The sequence below is a fragment of the Streptomyces sp. NPDC050546 genome, assembly GCF_044457425.1.
Taxonomy (GTDB): domain Bacteria; phylum Actinomycetota; class Actinomycetes; order Streptomycetales; family Streptomycetaceae; genus Streptomyces.
On the sequence record NZ_JBITGX010000022.1, the window covers coordinates 1 to 19,955 of the forward strand.

General features: G+C 71.7%; 20 protein-coding genes. 15 read left to right on the top strand and 5 right to left on the bottom strand.

Annotated elements, in window-relative coordinates; all coding sequences use genetic code 11:
• Positions 1-174: 174 nt before the first annotated feature.
• The gene (locus tag ACIBK5_RS37910; protein WP_399027075.1) at positions 175-498 is read left to right on the top strand and encodes a DUF6328 family protein; all 324 of its coding nucleotides are present in this window, start codon (positions 175-177) and stop codon (positions 496-498) included.
• An 82-nt stretch (positions 499-580) separates the two neighbouring features.
• Here ACIBK5_RS37910 and ACIBK5_RS37915 read toward each other — a convergent pair whose 3' ends face one another.
• Positions 581-1,039, bottom strand: coding sequence for an ATP-binding protein (locus ACIBK5_RS37915; RefSeq protein ID WP_399027077.1), 459 nt, complete (start codon positions 1,037-1,039; stop codon positions 581-583).
• A 213-nt stretch (positions 1,040-1,252) separates the two neighbouring features.
• Here ACIBK5_RS37915 and ACIBK5_RS37920 point away from each other — a divergent pair, with 213 nt between their 5' ends.
• Together ACIBK5_RS37920 and ACIBK5_RS37925 are read left to right on the top strand one after the other, a co-directional pair.
• On the top strand, positions 1,253-2,113 hold the full coding sequence (locus ACIBK5_RS37920) for a helix-turn-helix domain-containing protein (protein ID WP_399027079.1): 861 nt from the start codon (positions 1,253-1,255) through the stop codon (positions 2,111-2,113).
• A 9-nt stretch (positions 2,114-2,122) separates the two neighbouring features.
• Positions 2,123-2,353, top strand: a complete 231-nt coding sequence (locus ACIBK5_RS37925; protein WP_399027081.1) for a DUF397 domain-containing protein — start codon at positions 2,123-2,125, stop codon at positions 2,351-2,353.
• 81 nt (positions 2,354-2,434) lie between these two features.
• On the opposite strand, the gene ACIBK5_RS37930 is transcribed toward ACIBK5_RS37925, so the two are convergent.
• Positions 2,435-3,562: an 8-amino-7-oxononanoate synthase gene (locus ACIBK5_RS37930; RefSeq protein WP_399027083.1), complete on the bottom strand. Its 1,128-nt coding sequence runs from the start codon at positions 3,560-3,562 to the stop codon at positions 2,435-2,437.
• A 150-nt stretch (positions 3,563-3,712) separates the two neighbouring features.
• Between ACIBK5_RS37930 and bioB the strand changes: the two genes are divergently transcribed.
• From bioB to ACIBK5_RS37960, 6 genes are all read left to right on the top strand, one after another.
• Positions 3,713-4,885, top strand: coding sequence for a biotin synthase BioB (gene bioB / locus ACIBK5_RS37935; RefSeq protein WP_399027085.1), 1,173 nt, complete (start codon positions 3,713-3,715; stop codon positions 4,883-4,885).
• Positions 4,878-6,170, top strand: coding sequence for an adenosylmethionine--8-amino-7-oxononanoate transaminase (locus ACIBK5_RS37940; protein WP_399027087.1), 1,293 nt, complete (start codon positions 4,878-4,880; stop codon positions 6,168-6,170). Before bioB ends, ACIBK5_RS37940 begins: the two co-directional genes overlap by 8 nt.
• 1 nt (position 6,171) lies before the next feature.
• Positions 6,172-6,897 (top strand): dethiobiotin synthase, encoded by a 726-nt coding sequence (bioD, locus tag ACIBK5_RS37945; protein ID WP_399027089.1) that lies wholly within the window; start codon positions 6,172-6,174, stop codon positions 6,895-6,897.
• Between the two features lie 82 nt (positions 6,898-6,979).
• Positions 6,980-7,879 (top strand): class A beta-lactamase, encoded by a 900-nt coding sequence (gene bla, locus ACIBK5_RS37950; RefSeq protein WP_399027091.1) that lies wholly within the window; start codon positions 6,980-6,982, stop codon positions 7,877-7,879.
• A gap of 210 nt (positions 7,880-8,089) precedes the next feature.
• Complete coding sequence (locus ACIBK5_RS37955) at positions 8,090-9,019, top strand: endonuclease/exonuclease/phosphatase family protein (RefSeq protein ID WP_399027093.1); 930 nt, start codon at positions 8,090-8,092, stop codon at positions 9,017-9,019.
• A gap of 78 nt (positions 9,020-9,097) precedes the next feature.
• Complete coding sequence (locus ACIBK5_RS37960; protein WP_399027095.1) at positions 9,098-9,772, top strand: class I SAM-dependent methyltransferase; 675 nt, start codon at positions 9,098-9,100, stop codon at positions 9,770-9,772.
• On the opposite strand, the gene ACIBK5_RS37965 is transcribed toward ACIBK5_RS37960, so the two are convergent.
• Both ACIBK5_RS37965 and ACIBK5_RS37970 read right to left on the bottom strand, forming a co-directional pair.
• Positions 9,773-10,147: a fic family toxin-antitoxin system, toxin component gene (locus ACIBK5_RS37965; RefSeq protein ID WP_399027097.1), complete on the bottom strand. Its 375-nt coding sequence runs from the start codon at positions 10,145-10,147 to the stop codon at positions 9,773-9,775.
• A 4-nt stretch (positions 10,148-10,151) separates the two neighbouring features.
• Positions 10,152-10,391: a toxin-antitoxin system HicB family antitoxin gene (locus ACIBK5_RS37970; RefSeq protein WP_086560028.1), complete on the bottom strand. Its 240-nt coding sequence runs from the start codon at positions 10,389-10,391 to the stop codon at positions 10,152-10,154.
• A 136-nt stretch (positions 10,392-10,527) separates the two neighbouring features.
• Here ACIBK5_RS37970 and ACIBK5_RS37975 point away from each other — a divergent pair, with 136 nt between their 5' ends.
• The 3 genes from ACIBK5_RS37975 to ACIBK5_RS37985 are packed head-to-tail and all read left to right on the top strand — an operon-like array spanning position 10,528 to position 14,882.
• On the top strand, positions 10,528-11,367 hold the full coding sequence (locus ACIBK5_RS37975; protein WP_399027100.1) for an ABC transporter ATP-binding protein: 840 nt from the start codon (positions 10,528-10,530) through the stop codon (positions 11,365-11,367).
• 4 nt (positions 11,368-11,371) lie between these two features.
• A complete protein-coding gene (locus tag ACIBK5_RS37980) occupies positions 11,372-13,939 on the top strand; it encodes an ABC transporter permease (protein WP_399027102.1) in 2,568 nt (855 codons plus the stop codon).
• A 46-nt stretch (positions 13,940-13,985) separates the two neighbouring features.
• Complete coding sequence (locus tag ACIBK5_RS37985) at positions 13,986-14,882, top strand: LLM class F420-dependent oxidoreductase (RefSeq protein ID WP_399027104.1); 897 nt, start codon at positions 13,986-13,988, stop codon at positions 14,880-14,882.
• Here the strand turns inward: ACIBK5_RS37985 and ACIBK5_RS37990 are convergent.
• The gene (locus ACIBK5_RS37990) at positions 14,879-15,439 is read right to left on the bottom strand and encodes a dihydrofolate reductase family protein (protein ID WP_399027106.1); all 561 of its coding nucleotides are present in this window, start codon (positions 15,437-15,439) and stop codon (positions 14,879-14,881) included. The genes ACIBK5_RS37985 and ACIBK5_RS37990 overlap by 4 nt on opposite strands.
• A gap of 380 nt (positions 15,440-15,819) precedes the next feature.
• On the opposite strand from ACIBK5_RS37990, the gene ACIBK5_RS37995 reads away from it, so the two are divergent.
• From ACIBK5_RS37995 to ACIBK5_RS38005, 3 genes are all read left to right on the top strand, one after another.
• Complete coding sequence (locus ACIBK5_RS37995) at positions 15,820-17,298, top strand: sugar transferase (RefSeq protein ID WP_399027107.1); 1,479 nt, start codon at positions 15,820-15,822, stop codon at positions 17,296-17,298.
• Between the two features lie 73 nt (positions 17,299-17,371).
• A complete protein-coding gene (locus ACIBK5_RS38000; RefSeq protein ID WP_399027109.1) occupies positions 17,372-18,697 on the top strand; it encodes a nucleotide sugar dehydrogenase in 1,326 nt (441 codons plus the stop codon).
• On the top strand, positions 18,687-19,952 hold the full coding sequence (locus tag ACIBK5_RS38005; protein WP_399027111.1) for a glycosyltransferase family 4 protein: 1,266 nt from the start codon (positions 18,687-18,689) through the stop codon (positions 19,950-19,952). Before ACIBK5_RS38000 ends, ACIBK5_RS38005 begins: the two co-directional genes overlap by 11 nt.
• Positions 19,953-19,955 lie beyond the last annotated feature (3 nt).

Here is a 19,955-nt window from a genome sequence, read left to right on the forward strand (position 1 = left end):
GCCCGGGGGGGGGGGGGGGGCGCGGCCGGCGCCGCCCCCCCCCCCCGCGCCCCCCCCCCCCCCCCCCCCCCCCCCCCACGCCGGGAGCGTGACACGGGCTCAAGTGGTCACTCGTCGCGGCATGGCCGAGCACAGTCCCTGCACCGCACGCGGCGAGACCCCACTGCAGCGCGCGTGCAGGTCTCCTCGCGACTGGCCACGACCGGCCTGATCGTGCTGGTGTTCGCCTTCAGTGGTTCCGTGCTGCTGGTGGTGGACGTGACGACCAGCAGGGCCGGCGGGATCGCCGCGGGGGTGGCGACCTTCCTGGTCTGCGTCGGACTGTGGGGGGTGCTCCCCCGGCTGGTGCGGCGGGCGGGGCTGCGGGAGGAGCCGATCGGCGGCCGCGAGGAGCCGGAGCCCGCTGTCGGGGAGGCGGCGCCCCAGGGCACCGTCAGGACCCCCGCACCGCGGCGGGGAGGAGCGTCACGCCGGGAGGCGTCGCTGCGACGCCGGTGACAGGCTCTGCGGGGAGGGTGGCGCGGACGTCGGTCGCGCCGGTGGGAGTACGCGCGTTCAGGGCCGGCGCGCTGCGCCGAGGCTACGGTTCCTGCTGTCCCGCCGCCGTCATGGGCTGGGCCGGGACGCTCCACGGAAGTTCCACGGAGATGGTCTTGCCGCCCTCACGGGTGGGGCGGATCCTCAGCCTGCCGCCGCATTCGGCGGTCAGCCAGCGGATGATGACAAGCCCGCGGCCGTTGTCCTGCTGGACCGCGGCGGGGAGCCTTCTGGGGAGCCGTGGGTGGCTGTCCGTGACACCGATGCGCAGCCGTTCGTCGCGGTCGAGCACGACATCCACCGTGAACGTGGGCGACTGCCCGAAGGTGTGCTGGACGGCGTTGGTGGCGAGCTCGGAGATGATGAGCCGGATGGTGTCGGACACTTCCGTGCCCGCCGGCAGGCCCCACTCCGCCAGCGTGTCCACCACGTAGGCACGCGCTGCGGAGACCGAGGCGGGATCGCTCGGCAGAGTGACGGATGTTTCCAGATGGTCTGCCATGGCGACGTCGTCCCTTTCCCACGGGACCGCAGTCCGACACGGAGCGGATGGTTCGAGTACGGTCCCGGACTGGTGCTTCGCCGCCAGAGTGCCACCAGAACACCCGCGAAGGGCGGCGATCCACCAAGATATGCATATATCTGTCGCTCAAAGCGGTGAACTCTACGACGCGAGACCGTATGTGGGTGGCTCGGAAGGAGTAAGGAGAAGCGCATGCAGCACGGTCCCGCGGTGCGCCGCCGGAAACTGGGCGCCGAACTGCGCGCGCTGCGCACCTCGGCGGGCCTCACCAGCGGTGAGGCGGCCCGGCTCGTGGGCTGGCACCAGTCCAAGGTCAGCCGGATCGAGACGGGCACGAGCGGGGTGAAACCGGCCGATGTGCGGTTACTTCTCGACGCCTATGGTGTGACGGACTCCCAACTCCGCGAGTTACTCCTGGTGTTGGCGGGGTCCGACGACGGGGGCGGCAGACACCACTGGTGGCACGCCTACCGCGGGGTGCTGCCGCCGACCTACCGGGACTTCATCAGCCTGGAGTCCCAGGCCACCGTGATGCGCACGCTGGAGACGACCGTCGTCCCGGGCCTGCTCCAGACGCCCGAGTACGCGCGTGCGGTGACGAAGGCCGCGGTGGAGGGGCTGCCGGAGGACCGGCTGGACACACTGGTCGAGGTGCGGCTGGCCCGGCAGGACGTGCTGCGCGCGGATCCACCGCTGGAACTGAGCGCCGTCCTGGACGAGGCCGTGCTGCGGCGCGAGGTGGGCGGGCCCGGGGTCATGGAACGGCAGCTGGAACGGCTGGTCGAGGCGGCGCGCCTGCCCCAAGTGCGGCTCCAGGTACTGCCGTTCGCCGCCGGGGCGCATATCGGCGTCACCGGCCCTTTCGTTATCTTCTCATTTTCGAGCACTTCTGATCTGAACGTGGTTGTTCTCGACCACTTGACGAGTAGCCTCTACCTCGAACGGAAAGAAGACCTCCAGGCCTACACGGAGGCCTTCAACGCCCTTCAGATCCACGCCCTTTCGCCCGAGGACTCGTTGGATTTCATCGCCGGGACAGCCGCCGGCGCGTAAGGAGGCACCATGCGTGCACTGCCTCGTCATGTCCCCTCAAGCACCGACCTGCACGGTGTGCGGTGGTTGCGCAGCAGCTACAGCACCGGCGCGAACAACTGCGTCGAGACCGCGTGTCCGGACACCCCACCCTGGGCCGGACTGCTCGCCGTGCGCGACTCCAAGGACCCGGCCGGGCCCGCGCTGCTCTTCTCGCGGAGGAGCTGGGCCGAGTTCGCGGCCGGGGTCGACCGCATCTGACCGTTTCTGATCGGTCGACCACCGTTCAGTTCGTCACCGTTCAGTCCGTCATCGTGCGACGCCCGGCCGTGTCACGCCGACTCATGGCCGCGTCTCGCCGATCAGCCGTACAGCGCGTTCGATCTGTTCCCCGTTCAGGTCCGCGCGGGCGGTCAGCCTGAGTCGTGAGATGCCGTCGGGCACGGAAGGAGGACGGAAGCAGCCCACGGCCAGGCCCGCCGCGCGGCACTCGGCCGCCCAGCGCACGGCGTCCTCGGGGGAGGGCGCACGCACCGAGACCACCGCGGCGTCCGGACGTACCGCTTCCAGACCCGCGGCGGTCAGGCGTGCGTGCAGTTCGCCCGCCACCGCACGGGCCCGAGCCGCCCGTTCCGGTTCGCCGCGCAGCAGCCGCACTGCCGCCAGGGCCGCCCCCGCCGCCGCGGGAGCGAGTCCCGTGTCGAAGATGAACGTCCGTGCCGCGTTGACCAGGTGGTCGATCACCCGGGCGGGGCCGAGGACGGCTCCGCCCTGGCTGCCGAGCGACTTGGACAGCGTGACCGTGACGACGACATCGTCGGCGCCCGCGAGCCCCGCCGCGTGCGGGGCGCCGCGGCCGCCGTCGCCGAGGACGCCCAGGCCGTGGGCGTCGTCGACCACCAGGCCCGCGCCGTACTCCCGGCAGGCCGCGGCGAGGGCCGCGAGCGGGGCCGCGTCGCCGTCGACCGAGAAGACCGTGTCGGACACCGTGATCGCCGCGCCCTCGTGTGCCGCGAGCGCCTTGCGCACGGCGTCCGGTTCGGCGTGCGCCACCACCTGGGTCGTGCCGCGGGCCAGCCGGCAGCCGTCGATGAGCGAGGCGTGGTTGCCCGCGTCGGAGACGATCAGAGAGCCGTGCGGGGCCAGCGCGGTGACTGCCGCGAGGTTGGCCGCGTAACCGGAGGAGAAGACGAGGGCCGCCTCGGCACCGCAGAAATCGGCCAGTTCCCCTTCCAGTTCCGCGTGCAGTTCGGTGCTCCCGGTGACGAGCCGGGAGCCGGTCGAACCGCCGCCCCAGACCCGCGCGGCACGGGCCGCGCCCTCGGTGACCTCGGGGTGCCGGGCCAGTCCCAGGTAGTCGTTGCTCGCCAGATCGAGGAGCGGTGAGGCGGCCGGACGGGGGCGCAGAGTCCTTACGAGTCCGGCGCGGCGGCGCACTCGCGCCTGCTCGTCGATCCAGCCGAACGCCATGGGTGGTCCTCCGGGAATTTTGTAGGCAGTGCACAGACACTAGCGGGACCACCAGCAGGTCAGTATGTGGCAATACCCACACCTCGAAGCGACTCTGTTGTGCGAACTCTCCTTGGCCCGGAGCGGGTCCGTAGGACAGGATCGGCTCTCATGGACCTGCTGAACACGCTGGTGGACAAGGGGCTTCGGCGCGAGCTGCCGACCCGCGAAGAGGCACTCGCCGTCCTCGCGACGACCGACGACGACCTGCTCGATGTGGTGGCCGCGGCCGGGAAGGTGCGCCGGCACTGGTTCGGCCGACGGGTGAAACTCAACTACCTCGTCAACCTGAAGTCCGGCCTGTGCCCCGAGGACTGCTCCTACTGTTCGCAGCGGCTCGGCTCCCAGGCCGGGATCCTGAAGTACACCTGGCTCAAACCCGACCAGGCCTCCGACGCGGCGGCGGCCGGTGTGGCCGGGGGCGCCAAGCGCGTGTGCCTGGTGGCCAGCGGGCGCGGTCCGACCGACCGGGACGTGGACCGGGTCTCCGACACGATCAAGGCCATCAAGGAGGGCAACGAGGGCGTCGAGGTGTGTGCCTGCCTCGGACTGCTCTCCGACGGGCAGGCCGAGCGGCTGCGCGAGGCGGGTGCCGACGCCTACAACCACAACCTCAACACGTCCGAGGCGACATACGGGGAGATCACGACCACGCACACGTACGCCGACCGGGTCGACACGGTCGGCAAGGCGCACGCGGCGGGCCTGTCGGCCTGCTCCGGGCTGATCGCCGGCATGGGCGAGTCGGACGAGGACCTGGTGGACGTCGTCTACTCGCTCCGTGAGCTGGACCCGGACTCGGTTCCGGTCAACTTCCTGATCCCGGTCGAGGGCACCCCGCTGGCCAAGGAGTGGAACCTCACCCCGCAGCGCTGTCTCAGGATCCTGGCGATGGTGCGTTTCGTGTGCCCGGACGTCGAGGTGCGCATCGCGGGCGGCCGGGAGGTCCATCTGCGCTCGATGCAGCCGGTCGCCCTGCACCTGGCCAACTCGATCTTCCTCGGCGACTACCTGACCACCGAGGGCCAGGCCGGCAAGGCCGACCTGGAGATGATCGCGGACGCCGGGTTCGAGGTGGAGGGCACCGACCAGGTGACGCTGCCGGAGCACCGGTCCGGCGGCTGCCACGACGGCGGCGGGGTCTGCGGCTCCGAGGGTTCCGGAAGCTGCGGCTCCGGCGCCGCCTCGGAGGCCTCCGAGCCTCGTACGGCCGCCGATGCCCGGACCGACCTGGTCGCCGTCCGCCGCCGGGGCGCCGGAACGGACCTCGCGCCCAATGCCTGAGCGGACGCCCGAGCTGACGGTGCCCGAGCTGCTGGAGCTCGACCGGCGGCATGTGTGGCATCCGTACGGCCCGATGCCCGGACGGCAGGAACCGCTCGTCGTGGAGTCGGCGAGCGGGGTGCGGATGCGGCTCGCCGATGGCTCGGGAGAACTGGTCGACGGCATGTCGTCCTGGTGGTCGGCGATCCACGGCTACAACCACCCGGTGCTCAACGAGGCGGCACGAGGGCAACTGGAGCGGATGAGCCATGTGATGTTCGGCGGGCTCACACATGAGCCCGCCGTACGGCTGGCGAAACTCCTTGTCGACATGTCTCCCGAGGGTCTTGAGCACGTCTTCCTCGCCGACTCGGGGTCCGTGTCGGTCGAGGTCGCGGTCAAGATGTGCCTGCAGTACTGGCGTTCGCTGGGCCGTCCCGGCAAGCGGCGGCTGCTGACCTGGCGCGGCGGCTATCACGGGGACACCTGGCAGCCGATGTCGGTGTGCGATCCCGAGGGCGGGATGCACGAGCTGTGGACCGGGGTGCTCCAGCGTCAGGTGTTCGCGGACGCGCCGCCCGCCGAGTACGACGAGGCGTACGCCGAGCACCTGCGCGACATGGTCGCGCGGCACGCCGACGAGCTGGCGGCGGTGATCGTCGAACCGGTGGTGCAGGGCGCGGGCGGTATGCGGTTCCACTCCCCCGCGTATCTGCGGGTGCTGCGCGAGGCGTGCGACGCGCACGACGTGCTGCTGGTGTTCGACGAGATCGCGACCGGGTTCGGCCGTACGGGCGCGCTGTTCGCGGCGGAGCACGCGGCCGTGACGCCGGATGTGATGTGCGTGGGCAAGGCGCTGACCGGCGGCTATATGACGATGGCCGCCACGCTGTGCACCGCTCGCGTGGCCGACGGCATCTCCCGGGGCGAGGTGCCGGTGCTCGCGCACGGACCGACCTTCATGGGCAACCCGCTGGCTGCGGCCGTGGCCTGCGCCTCGATCGAGCTGCTGCTCGGCCAGGACTGGCTCACGGAGGTCAAGCGGATCGAGGCGGGGCTGCGGGACGGCCTCTCGGCGGCCTCGGAGCTGCCCGGTGTGACGGACGTGCGGGTCCTCGGCGCCATCGGGGTCGTGCAGCTGGATCACGCCGTGGACATGAAGGCGGCCACCGAGGCGGCCGTACGTGAGGGCGTGTGGCTGCGGCCGTTCCGCGATCTGATCTACACGATGCCGCCGTACGTCACGGGCGACGCGGATGTGGCGCGGATCGCGCGGGCGGTGTGCGCGGCGGCGCGGGAGGGATGACATGTCGGTACTGGTGATCACGGGCACGGGCACGGAGGTCGGCAAGACGGTGGTGACCGCCGCCGTCGCCGCGGCGGCGAGGGCGGCCGGCCGTTCGGTGGCCGTGCTGAAGGCCGCGCAGACGGGCGTACGGCCGGACGAGCCGGGGGACGCCGCCGAGGTCGCGCGGCTCGCGGGCGCGGTGACGACGGCCGAACTCGCCCGGTATCCCGAGCCGTTGGCGCCGGCCACGGCCGCCCGCCGGGCCGGTCGCACCCCCGTGCATCCGCAGGAGGTCGCGGAGGCCGCCGCCAAGCTGGCCACCGAGCACGACCTGGTGCTGGTCGAGGGGGCGGGCGGACTGCTCGTACGGTTCGACGCGGCCGGCGGCACCCTGGCGGACGCGGCCCGGCTGCTGTCGGCGCCGGTGCTGGTCGTGGCGCCGGCGGGCCTCGGCACCCTGAACACGACGGAACTGACAGCGCGTGAACTCCGCTTCCGCGGGCTCGACCTGGCCGGCGTCGTGATCGGGAGCTGGCCCGCGGCACCGGACCTCGCCGCCCGCTGCAATCTCGCCGACCTGCCGGAGGTGGCCGGAGCGCCGCTGCTGGGCTCCGTGCCCGCGGGGTCGGGGGGCCTCTCCCCCGCCGCCTTCCGCTCGGCCGCGCCGCAGTGGCTGGCGCCTCGTCTGGACGGTACGTGGGACGCGGAGGCGTTCCGGGTGCGGGAGGCTCCCCCGGTGTCCTGAGTCCCGGTGGGCGCGCGGTGAAACCGGCGCGGGCGTGATCGCGTGTTGAACTACGTAAGTGATCACCTCTGGAGGGAACGCCTTGCGCACAACACACTCACGCCCGTCCCGCCGCACGGCTCTCGCGGTGGGCGCCGCCGCCGCTCTCTCGCTGGGTGGCGGCACGGCCCACGCGTTACCCGGTACGGGCGGCGTCACCGCACGGCTGAGGGAGCTCGAGCGGGAGCACACCGCGCGGCTGGGCGTCTACGCCCGCAATCTGCGCACGGGCCGGACCGTGGCCTACCGGGCGGACGAACGTTTCCCGATGGCCTCGGTGTTCAAGACGCTGGCCGCCGCCGCCGTCCTGCGCGATCTCGACCGCGACGGCGAGTTCCTGGCCAAGCGCGTCCACTACACCCAGGAGTACGTCACGAAGTCGGGGTACTCCCCCATAACCAAGGAGAACGTCGCGACCGGCATGACCGTCGCCGAACTCTGCGACGCCACCATCCGCTTCAGCGACAACACCGCGGGCAATCTGCTGCTCGTGGAACTGGGCGGCCCGACCGCCGTCACGCGCTTCAGCCGCTCGATCGGTGACGGGGTCACCCGGCTCGACCGGTGGGAGCCCGAGCTCAACTCCGCGGAACCGTGGCGTGTGACCGACACGACCTCCCCGCGCGCCATCGGCCTGACCTACGCCCGTCTGGTGCTCGGCGACGCGCTGGAGCCGAGGGACCGCGCGCGGCTCACGGACTGGCTGCTCCGCAACACCACCAGCACCGAGAAGTTCCGCAAGGCGCTGCCCGCCGACTGGCTGGTCGCCGACAAGACCGGCGGAGGACGGTACGGCGGCAACAACGACGTGGGCATCACCTGGCCGCCGGACGGCCCGCCGATCGTGATGTCCGTCCTGACCACCCAGCCGGAGGAGGACGCGCCGGCCGACAACCCGCTGGTGGCCGGGGCCGCCGCGTTGCTGGCGTCGGAACTCGGCTAGGGGGCTTCTGATGGATCTCCGTGGAAGAAGGAGCGGCGTTCGGTGCGTGCTCTCGGCGTGCTGGGCGGAAGGCCTCCATGGGGGTCCCCCCGCTCGAGCGAAGCCGAGAGTGGGGGCGGAGCTACTAGGCCTTTTGTCCGGTGCGGCGAGAGTGCGTGCCGGGCGTCGCGACGCCGCGGAGATCCATCAGAAGCCCCCTAGGGAACGCGGGTGAGGGGTCTGCGGTCGTGGGACGCCTGGCTCGTCGCGGGCGCCGTCGGTGTCGCCGGCCTGCTGGCCCTGCACTCCGCCGTGCCCAACGGAGTAGGGCGGCTCGGAAGCCTCCTGGAGACGTTCCTGCCGTGGCTGGGTGTGGCCGTGCCGCTGCTCGGCTGCCTCGCCGCGCTCAGGCGGTCGAGGGCGGGGCTGCTCGCCTGTCTGGCGCCGGCGGCCGTCTGGTTGTGGATGTTCGGCGGGCTGTGGTTCTCCTCGCCCCCGGAGTCCTACGACCTGACGGTCGCCCAGCACAACGTGGCCGATGACAACACCGACCACTCCGGCACCGCACGGGCTCTGCGCGCCACGGGGGCGGAGCTGGTGGCCGTCGAGGAGCTGACGCCCGCCGCACGGCCCGCGTACCAGGACGTCCTGGGTGCCTCCCGGCCGTACCGGGCCGTCCACGGCACGGTGGGGCTGTGGTCGGCCTGGCCCCTGTCGGACGTACGGCCCGTGGACATCCGGCCGGAGGGTTTTCCGGAGAGCTGGCAGCGCGGTCTGCGGGTCACGGTGGCCGCGCCCGGTGGAGAGCTCGCGGTGTACGTGGTCCATCTGCCGTCCGTCCGGCTGGGCCCTACGGGTCTGGCGTCGGCGGCCCGTGACGAGAGCGCGGCACTGCTCGGGGCCCGGATCGCGGACGACCCGGCCCGTCGGCTCCTGGTGGTCGGCGACCTCAACGGCACGGTGCGGGACCGGGGACTGGGGCCGCTGACCTCTCAACTGGACTCCCCTGCCTCGGGGTTCGCGTTCAGTTGGCCGGCTTCCTTTCCGGTCGCGCGGATCGACCAGGTGCTGGGGAGAGGAGCCGAGGTGACGGAGGTGTCCGCCCTGGACGCGACCGGAAGTGACCACCTTCCGGTGCTGGGACGGGTCCGTCTGGGCTAGTCGAGTCGGCGGCGGCAGGGGTGCCGCGGGGCCCCGCGGGGGACAATCCCCGTAGGTCCGCCTAGCAGGGAGGTCTCCATGCCGCTCCGCTCCGGCAAGGTGCCGCGGGATGCCGTGCACCATCCGCTGTTCGCCCGCTACTACGCCCGGATCAGCGTCGCCGCCGAGACCCGGATGGGTATGGGCCGGGTGCGCGGGAGACTGCTCGACGGGCTGTCCGGGCGGGTGCTCGAGATCGGCGCGGGCAACGGGCTGAACTTCGCGCACTACCCGGGCACCGTCTCGGAGGTCGTGGCCATCGAGCCGGAGCGGCGGCTGCGGCAGCTGGCCGTGGAGGCCGCCCTGCGCGCCGAGGTGCCGGTGGACGTGGTGCCGGGTGCGGCCGAGGCGCTGCCGGTCAAGAGCGAGGGCTTCGACGCGGTGGTGGTGTCGCTGGTGCTGTGCAGTGTGCGGGACGTGCCCCGGGCGCTCGGGGAGCTCCGGCGGGTGCTGCGCCCGGGCGGTGAGGTGCGGTTCTTCGAGCACGGCCGGGGCGGTGGCCGGGTGATGACCTTCAGCCAGCGCGCGCTGGACCGGACGGTGTGGCCGGCGCTGAACGGGGGCTGCCATCTGTCGCGGGAGCCGGTGCGGGCGCTGCGCGACGCCGGTTTCGAACTCGGCCCCTACCGGCAGGTGCTGATGCCGGAGCAGGGACCGACCCTGCCCGCGTCGTACTGCGTGCTGGGCACGGCATGGCGCCCGGTCAGCTCCTAGTCACAGACTCCACTGGCGCAGCTCCCGCTCGATGTCCCGCACGGACGCCTCGCCGCTCTTCACCAGCTTGGCGAGGTCGCGGACCTGCTCGGGCGAGGTGACGACCTTGGCTCCGCTGGCGACGAGATAGGCGTAGGCGACGGCGGAGGCGAACAGGGCGTTGGAGCGCTCCAGCGCGGGGACGTGGATCAACAGCTGGAGCAGCGCCGCGGCGCGGGCGTGCGGGCTGTCGTAGACGGGGACGTCGAATATGGCGGCCTGGTGGCGTGCGACGGCGGCGACGAGGGCTCCCCAGTCGGTGACCTGGGGGTCTCCGGGGGTCTTGTGCTCGGCGAGCATCAGCAGCCAGGCGAGATCGATCTCGAGGTTGTTCAAGGGATCAGTGACGACCTTCGCGCGTGCCCTCCCGGTCCCCGCCGAACTCCTCGGCGAAGACGGACTCGTACTGCTTCATGAAGTCGGCGGCGGCCTCCACGAAGGTGTGGCCCACCTCGCCGGTGTCCTGTCTGACCAGCTCTTCGATGTAGCGGTTGACGCTCATACCGCGGGCCAGGGCGCGTTCGCGGGCGGCTCGGGCGGTGCCCTCGTCCACTCGCACGTTCAGCTGGGTCTTCGCCATACCTCGAAGCTAGCGCGCGAGTGCTAGCACCGGCAAGGCCGGGACTCCGACTCACGGAGGATACCGAGTGTGGGCCGCGTCACATTACGCTCGGGCAAGACGGCGAAGTCCGGACATCCACCCCGAGGAGGCGGCCTTGTCCACACCTGCTGCGGAGCACGCCCCCGGCCTCGCGTCGGCCGACGGGATCGCGGCCCGCGCCCGCGGTCTGACCAAGGCGTACGGCTCGGGCGAGACGGCCGTGCTCGCGCTGGACTCGGTGGACGTGGATGTCGCGCGGGGCCGGTTCACCGCGGTGATGGGGCCCTCGGGCTCCGGGAAGTCCACGCTGATGCACTGCCTCGCGGGGCTCGACACCGTCTCGGCCGGCCAGGTGTGGCTCGGCGACACGGAGATCACGGGGCTGAAGGAGCGCGAGCTGACGCGGCTGCGCCGGGACCGGATCGGGTTCATGTTCCAGTCGTTCAACCTCATCCCGACCCTGAACGCGCTGGAGAACATCACCCTGCCCATGGACATCGCGGGCAGGAAGCCCGACGAGAAGTGGCTGGACCAGGTCATCGACACCCTGGGCCTGCGGGACCGGCTCAGGCACCGGCCGTCGCAGCTCTCCGGGGGCCAGCAGCAGCGCGTGGCCTGTGCGCGGGCCCTGGCCTCGCGGCCCGAGCTGATCTTCGCGGACGAGCCGACCGGCAACCTCGACTCGCGCGCCGGTCTGGAGGTGCTCGGCTTTCTGCGCGAGGCGGTGGACCAGCTGGGCCAGACGGTCGTCATGGTCACCCATGACCCGGGAGCTGCCGCCCACTCGGACCTGGTGCTCTTCCTCGGGGACGGGCGGATCGTCGACGAGATGCGGCGGCCCACGGCGGAGGCCGTGCTGGAACGCATGAAGAGGTTCGACTCGATCCGCACCCGGTTCGAGGACGCCCCGCCCACCGCGGGGGGCGAGGGCTCCCCGTCCGCCGAGGAGAACTGAAACCGTGCTCAAGGCGACCCTGAGAAGCTTCCTGGCGCACAAGGGGCGGCTGCTGCTCTCCGCGCTCGCCGTCCTGCTGTCCGTCGCGTTCGTCGCGGGCAGCCTGATCTTCTCGGACACGGTCAGCCGTACGTTCGACCGGCTGTTCGCCTCCACCGCGGCCGATGTCACGGTCAGCCCGAAGGAGGACCTCGACGAGGCCGTGCCCTCCGGCCGGACGGCCACCCTGCCGGCCGCGCTCGCCGCACGCGTGCGGCAGGTCGACGGGGTCGCGGCGGCCCGGGCCGAGGTGGACGTGGACGGCCTCACGGTCGCCGACGAGAAGAACGAGCCGGTCGGCCCGACCACCGGGGCTCCCACGCTCGGCACCGCCTGGAACCCGACCGAGCGCAGCCCCGTGGAGCTGACCTCCGGTCACGCCCCGCGCGGACCGGCCCAGGCGCTGCTCGACTCGGAGACCGCCGGCCGCAAGGACGTGCACATCGGTGACACCCTCACCGTGATCGCGCCGCCCGGCTCGTTCGAGGTCAGGGTCGTCGGCATCGTCACGTTCACGACCACCAACCCCGGCGCCGCCCTGGTCTTCTTCGACACCCGGACGGCGCAGACGAAGCTGCTGGGCAGCCCGGTGGGCGCCACCAGCATCTCCGTCGACGCCGCCGAGGGGGTCGGCGACGCGCAGCTCAAGCAGCGCGTGGCCGCCGCGCTGGGCGCGCACAGCTACGACTTCAGGACGGCCGGCGAGCAGGCCGAGTCGGACGTCGAGCAGCTGGGCGGCTTCCTCGACGTCATCAAGTACGTGATGGTCGGGTTCGCCGGGATCGCCGTGCTGGTGGGGGTGTTCCTGATCGTCAACACCTTCTCCATGCTCATCGCCCAGCGCACCCGCGAGCTGGGGCTGCTGCGCGCGCTCGGCGCCGACCGGCGCCAGGTCCGCCGCTCGGTCCTCGTCGAGGCCCTGCTGCTCGGCCTGGTCGGCTCGACGCTGGGGCTCGCGGCGGGCATCGGGCTGGCGGCCGGGCTCATCGAGCTGATGGGCCTGCTCGGGATGAACATCGACGCCGGCGAGATGGTCATCGGCTGGGTGACGCCCGTGACGGCGTACGTCGTCGGGCTCGGGGTCACCTTCGTCGCGGCGTATCTTCCGGCGCGGCGGGCCGCGGGGGTCTCGCCGATGGCCGCGCTCTCGGACGCCGAGGTCGCCGGGGTGGGCCGGCCGCTGCGGGTGCGCGCGGTGGCGGGCGCGGTCGTCGGGGCGGCCGGGGCGGCGGCGCTCGCGGGGTGCGCGGCGTCCGAACAGACCTCGTCGGCGGCGTCGCTGCTGGGGCTGGGCGTCGTGCTGACCCTGATCGCCACCGTGATCGCGGGTCCGCTGCTGGTGCGCCCGGTGATCCGCGTGCTCGGCGCGGCCTTCCCCGCGCTGTTCGGGTCGATCGGCCGGATGAGCCAGCGCAACGCCCTGCGCAATCCCCGCCGTACGGGTGCGACCGCGGCGGCCCTGATGGTGGGGCTCGCCCTGGTGGGCGGGATGTCGGTGGCGAGCGCCTCGATGACCAGGTCGTTCGACCAGCAGATCGACAAGACGCTGGGCGCCGACTTCGTGATCCAGAACACCAACTTCCTGCCGTTCCCGAAGGAGGTCACCGACGAGGTGCGCGGCACCGACGGGGTGGGCCTGGTGGTGCGGGGGCGGTTCACGCCGGTCGCGGTGCGGCTGCCGGACGGCGACCGGGTGGAGACGACCGCCGCCGCCTACGATCCGCGGCTCGACGAGGTCGCCAACATCACGTACATCCAAGGGGACTCCGCGGCGGCGCTGGCGGCCGGGCGCCTGGCCATGGACCGGGACTTCGCACGCGACCACGGCGTACGCGTGGGCAGCACCGTCCCGGTGGAGTTCCAGGGCGGCCGCGGAGCCGAGCTCAAGGTCGGGGCCCTCACCGACCAGGACTCCGCCGAGGGGTTCGGCACGCAGGGCGGGCTCTACTTCGGGCTCGCCACCCTGGAGCGTTACGCACCGGGCGGGCAGGACTCCGCGCTGTACGTCAACGCCGCCCCCGGCACGAGCGACGACGGCCTGCGCGCGAACCTGGAGCGGACCCTGGATCCGTATCCGCAGGTGCAGGTGCGGGACCTGGCCGACTACAAGCAACTGGTGCACGACCAGATCGCCGTCCTGCTGTACCTCGTGTACGCGCTGCTGGGGCTGGCGATCATCATCGCGGTGCTCGGCGTGGTCAACACCCTCGCCCTGTCGGTCGTCGAACGGACCCGGGAGATCGGGCTGTTGCGGGCGATCGGGCTGGCCCGGCGTCAGCTGCGGCGGATGATCCGGCTGGAGTCGGTGGTGATCGCGGTGTTCGGCGCGGTCCTGGGGCTGGCTCTGGGGCTGGTGTGGGGGGTGTGCACGCAGCAGGTGCTGGCGCTCCAGGGCATGACGGCCCTCGCGATCCCGTGGGGCACGATCGTGGCGGTGGTGATCGGCTCGGCGGTGGTGGGCGTGGTGGCCGCGCTGCTGCCGGCGTTGCGTGCATCCCGCATGAACGTACTGGCGGCCATCGCGCACGAGTGATGGAATCACGGGAGTCGCTCAAGTCCCTTCTCAGTGAGGAGAGTTCATGCCGCGCCCGTTCCGTTTCGGAATCAACATGCTCACGGCCGCCCCCGGCGAGGAGTGGCGCGCCAAGTGCCGCCGGGCCGAGGAGCTCGGCTACGACGTGATCCTCGTCCCCGACCATCTGGGCATGCCCGCGCCCTTCCCCGCACTGGTGGCGGCGGCCGAGGCGACCGAGCGGCCGAGGCTCGGCACCTTCACGCTCAACGCCGGATTCTGGAACCCGGCGCTGCTGGCCCGTGAGGTGGCGACGACGGACGCGCTGACCGGCGGGCGTCTGGAGCTCGGGATCGGCACCGGCTACGCACGGGACGAGCACGAGTCGGCCGGGCTGCCGTTCGGCTCGCCGGGCGAGCGGGTGGACCATCTGCGGCGCACCGTGGAGGAGTTGGAGCGCCTGCTGGCCTCCGAGGAGCACCAGCCGCGGGCGACGCAGCGGCCACTGGTGCCGCTGCTGGTCGGCGGGAACGGCGACCGGATGCTGCGACTGGCCGCCGAGCACGCCGACATAGCGGCGTTCACCGGTGCGCGCACGGCACCCGGCAGCACGACGGGGCAGTTGACACCGATCAGCGCGGACGATCTCGAGGAGCGCGTGGCACGGTATCTGAAGTTCGCGGAGGGCCGCGCGGAGCCGGCCGAGCTGAATCTGCTCGTGCAGATGGTGATCGACGCCGAGGACCGCGAGGCCGCCATCCAGCCGTTGCTGGACCACCTACCGGGCCTGACGGCGAATGAGGTACTGGACCTTCCCGTCACCCTGGTCGGCACGCTGGACGAGATCACCGACCAGGTCCTGTCCCGGCGCGAGCGCTACGGCTTCACGTACCTGACCATCCTGGAGCCGTACATGGAGGCGTTCGCACCGGTCATCGAACGGTTGCGCGGGCGGGCCGGCTAGCGCGTCACGCGGTGGCGGAGGTAGACGACCCTCGAAGCGAAGGTGCGGGTCTCGACGAGTTCGAGATCCACCCGGCGCTCGTGCCGGGGGAAGTACGGGATGCCACCGCCGACCAGCACCGGGTAGACCATGGTCCGGTACTCGTCGATCAGGCCCGCCCCGGCCGCCTCGGCGGCGAGCGTCGCGCCGCCGATGGCGATCTCGCCCTCCCCCGGCTCGGCCCGCAACCGCTCGATCTCCTCCGCCACGCCGCCGGAGGCCAGGCGGGCGTGGCCCTGCACCGTCGACAGCGTGGTGGAGAAGACCACCTTGGGGAGCGGGTTCCAGAGCGCGGCCCATTCGTGCCCCGCGGCGTCGAGCGCGGGATCCTGGTCGGCGGTCTCCCAGTACAGCATCGTCTCGTAGAGCCGCCGTCCCATCAGATGGACGCCGACCCCTCGGATCTCGTCGATCCAGAAGCGAAAGACCTCCTCGGGCAACCCCCAGTCGAAGTCGCCGTCCGGCCCGACGATGTAGCCGTCGAGTGACACGCTCATCGAATAGGTCACGCTGCGCATCAGCAGTCCTCCTCGGTATCGGATTCGACAGGCGGTCGCCGATCGATGCATCCGCCCTCAAAGCTTGAACACAAATTGCACACACCCTCTCTCCATACTGGCCCCGATGGTCTAGATTGACCGTGCTTCAGCTGTTCGGGCACGAGGCGACCCTTAATGATCTATAGGTCCGCCGCTGCACAAAGCCGGTAGGACGGGCGATTCCGCTGCCGGCCGGGGTGGGCTGTTCAGGCAGCTCCGCAAGACCTGGCATGTCATGCGCACGACGAGGGGGGCGGGGGCCTCCCTCGGGGGACGAACAGCACGGGGGGCGGGGGCCTCCCGGACGGAGGAACAGTGCTAGGCGAACACGTCGAACCACTGGGGACCTGGGGGGTTCTGTGCGGCAGGGGGGATTAGCCAGCCCGTATCCGTCAGCGCGCGGGCGACTGGCGGACGGGGCGATCAGCCGGCCCGCGATCGATTGGGAACAGCGGTACCGCCGTACCGTGATCATCAGCGATACCGTGGCCACCGCCTTGGTGGTGGCGGCCATCGGCAACTTCTTCGGGGCGCGGGACGCGGCCAACTGGCACGAGAAGTGGGGAATCCTCGCCTTCGGCACCGAGCTGCTGGTGCTGGGGGCGCTCGCGGTGGGCAGGGCGTGGGCGCCGGCCGTACTGGGCCAGGGCGCTGAGGAATTCCGCCGGCTCGGACGCTCGCTGTTCGCGGCGACCGTGGTACTGGCACTCGGCGGCATCGCCCTCACCTCGCGCAACATCAAGCTCTGGATCTTCGTCGCGATCCCCGCGATCGCGCTCGTCACCATGACCGCGCGGTATCTGCTCCGCCTCGGGCTGCACAAACAGCGCAAGGAAGGCCGGTGCCTGAGACCGGTGCTCGCCGCCGGCAGTCCGGCCACCGTGCACGACCTGATCACCCGGACCCGCAAGTTCCCGCACCTCGGCTGGCGGGTGGACGCGGTCTGCACGACGGACGGCCTCGGGATCGACGGTGATCAACTGGACGGAGTACCGGTCGTCGGCCGGCTGGCGGACGTCGCGGGCCACGTCCGCCGCGACGGCTACCGGGTCGTCGCGGTCACACCGGACCCGCACTGGTCGCCGGACCGGCTGCAGCGGCTGGCCTGGAACCTCGAGGGCAGCGACGCCGAGATGGTCGTGGCCCCCGTGCTGATGGAGGTGGCCGGCCCGCGGCTGCACATCGACGCGGTGCTCGGGATCCCGCTGCTGCGGGTCAGCATGCCGGCCTTCACCGGAGGCCGCCGAGTGGTCAAGGGGGTCGTCGACCGGATAGGCGCAACGTTTCTGCTGGTGCTTTTCGCGCCGCTGATGGTGTGCGTCGGGCTGCTCGTGCTGATGGACAGCCGGGGCGGGGTGTTCTACCGCCAGCGCAGGGTGGGCAAGGACGGCCGCGAGTTCACCATTCTCAAGTTCCGCACCATGGTCGCCGGGGCTCACGGGGCACGTGCCGAGCTGGCCGACCTCAACGAGGGCGCCGGCCTGCTGTTCAAGGTCCGCCGGGATCCGCGGGTGACCCGGGTGGGAACGGTGCTGCGCCGGTACTCGCTCGACGAGCTCCCGCAGCTTTTCAACGTGCTCACCGGATCGATGTCGCTCGTCGGTCCACGGCCTCCGCTACCGGAGGAGTCCGCGGCGTACGGCCCGGACATCCGGCGGCGGCTGCTGGTCAAGCCCGGGCTCACCGGCCTGTGGCAGATCAGCGGGCGCAGCGACCTGTCGTGGGAGGAGGCGGTCCGGCTGGACCTGCGGTACGTGGAGGACTGGTCGCTGGCCCTGGACACAGTGATCTTGTGGAAGACGCTACGCGCGGTGCTCCACGGCCAGGGGGCCTACTGATGCGCGGGCGTCGTCGTGGGGCCGGCGCGCGGATCGCAGGCCGTCGGGGCCTGCCTGGGGGGAGGAACGAGTCATGAGAGTCAGCGTTTTCGGGCTCGGCTACGTGGGCTGTGTGTCGGCCGCGTGCCTGGCCAGCATGGGCCACGAGGTCATCGGGGTGGACGTCAACCAGGTGAAGGTCGACCTGGTCAACGACGGCAAGGCCCCGGTGGTCGAGGAACGGATCGGCGAGCTCATCGCCGAGGTCGTGCGGACCGGAGCGTTACGCGCCACCGGCGACGTCCGCGAGGCGATCATGGACAGCGAGGTGTCACTGGTCTGTGTGGGCACACCGTCGGAGCCCAACGGCAGCCTGTGCACCGCGTACTTGGAGCGGGTCACCGAGGAGATCGGCGCCGCGCTGGCCGAGAGGGCCGAGCAGGGGGGCCGGCACACCGTGGTGTTCCGCAGCACCATGCTCCCGGGCACCTGCCTGAACCTGCTGGTGCCGATCCTGGAGAAGAACGTCGGCGGCACGGCCGGGGTGGACGTCGGGGTCGCGGTCAACCCGGAGTTCCTGCGTGAGGGCACCAGCGTGCGGGACTTCTTCGACCCGCCCAAGACCGTCGTCGGCGAACTCGACCCGGCGAGCGGCGATGCCGTGATGGCCCTGTACGACGGCCTGCCCGGTGAGGTGTTCCGGGTGCCGGTCCCGACGGCCGAGGCGATCAAGTACGCGGACAACGCGTTCCACGGCCTCAAGATCGGCTTCGCGAACGAGCTGGGCGCGGTGTGCCAGGCGCTCGGGGTGGACTCGCACCAGGTGATGGACGTGTTCCTGGCCGACCGCAAGCTGAACATCAGCCCCGCCTACCTGCGGCCCGGCTTCGCCTTCGGCGGCTCCTGCCTGCCCAAGGACTTACGCAGCCTGGTCCACGCGGCGCGCCGCGCCGACGTCTCGGTGCCCATCCTCGCCCATGTGCTGCCCTCCAACTCCGACCATCTGCAGCGCGCTGTGGAGCTGGTCGAGCGCACCGGCAAGCGCCGGGTGGGCCTGTTCGGGCTGTCCTTCAAGCCCGGCACCGACGACCTCCGCGAGAGCCCGCTCGTCGAGCTGGCGGAGAGGCTCTTCGGCAAGGGGTACGACCTGAAGATCTACGACGCCAACGTGAGCCTGTCCCGGCTGATCGGCGCGAACCGCGAGTACATCGAGACCCGGCTGCCGCACCTGGCGCAGCTGCTCGCGGACTCGGTCGACGAGGTGCTGGAGCACGCCGAGGTGTGCCTCGTCGGGAGCAGCGATCCAGCCGTGATCTCGGCGCTGCCCCATGGTGACGGCCCGGTGATCGTCGACCTCATCCGCCTTCCCGACGCCGAGGCGCGCCGGACCGAACCGGGGTACGTGGGCCTTGCTTGGTGACAGATCGTTGAGTGACACGGCCGGCGGCGACGGAACGAACCGGCGCGCGCTGATCCTGGTGGAGAACCTGTCGGTGCCGTTCGACCGGCGGGTGTGGCAGGAGTGCACGACGCTGCGCGACGCGGGCTGGGAGGTGCACGTCATCTGCCCCCGGGGCAGCAAGCGGGACACGGAGCCGGAGACGGTGATCGACGGGGTGCGGATCCATCGCTACCCGTTGCGCGCGGCCACCGGAGGGCCGGCCGGCTATCTGCGGGAGTACGGAGCGGCCTTGTGGCACACGGTCCGGCTGGCCCGGAAGGTCGGCCCGGTCGACGTGGTCCACGCCTGCAACCCGCCCGATCTGCTGTTCCTGCCGGCACTGTGGATGAAGCGGCGCGGCGCGCGGTTCGTCTTCGACCAGCACGACCTGGTACCCGAGCTGTACCTCTCCCGGTTCGACCGCGGCGAGGATCTGCTCTACCGCGCCGTGTGCGCGCTGGAACGGCTGACCTACCGGGCCTCGGACATCGTGCTCGCGACGAACGAGAGCTACCGGGACGTCGCGGTGCGCCGTGGCGGCCGGCGGCCGGAGGACGTCTTCGTGGTGCGCAGCGCGCCCGCGACCGACCGTTTCCAACCGGTGCCGCCCGAGCCGGAGTTGAAGCGCGGCAAGCCTCATCTGCTCTGCTACCTCGGGGTCATGGGCCCTCAGGACGGCGTCGACTACGCCTTGCGGGCCCTGGCGAAACTGCGCGACGAGCTCGGGCGGACCGACTGGCACGCGGTGTTCGTCGGCGCCGGCGACGCCTTCGACGCGATGGTGGAACTGTCCCGGCGGCTCGGGCTCTCCGAGCAGGTGGAGTTCACCGGGCGCATTCCGGACGCCGACCTGGTGCGCCACCTGTCCACCGCGGACGTGTGCCTCTCCCCCGACCCGCGCAATCCGCTCAACGACGTGTCGACCATGAACAAGGTCCTGGAGTACATGGCGATGGGCCGGCCCATCGTCTCGTTCGACCTCCGGGAGGCGCGCGTCTCCGCCGGTGACGCCGCCGTCTACGCGCCCGCGAACGACGAGGCCGAGTTCGCCCGGCTCATCGCGCTGCTGCTCGACGACCCGGAGCAGCGGGCCCGGATGGGCAAGATCGGCCAGGAGCGGGTCAGCGGGCCGCTCTCCTGGCGGAACTCGCAGGCGTCGCTGCTCGCCGCCTACGCCGCTGCCTGCCGTGACCGCGCTCCGGTGTCGCGGGCGACCCATAACAGGCAGGGATGAGGC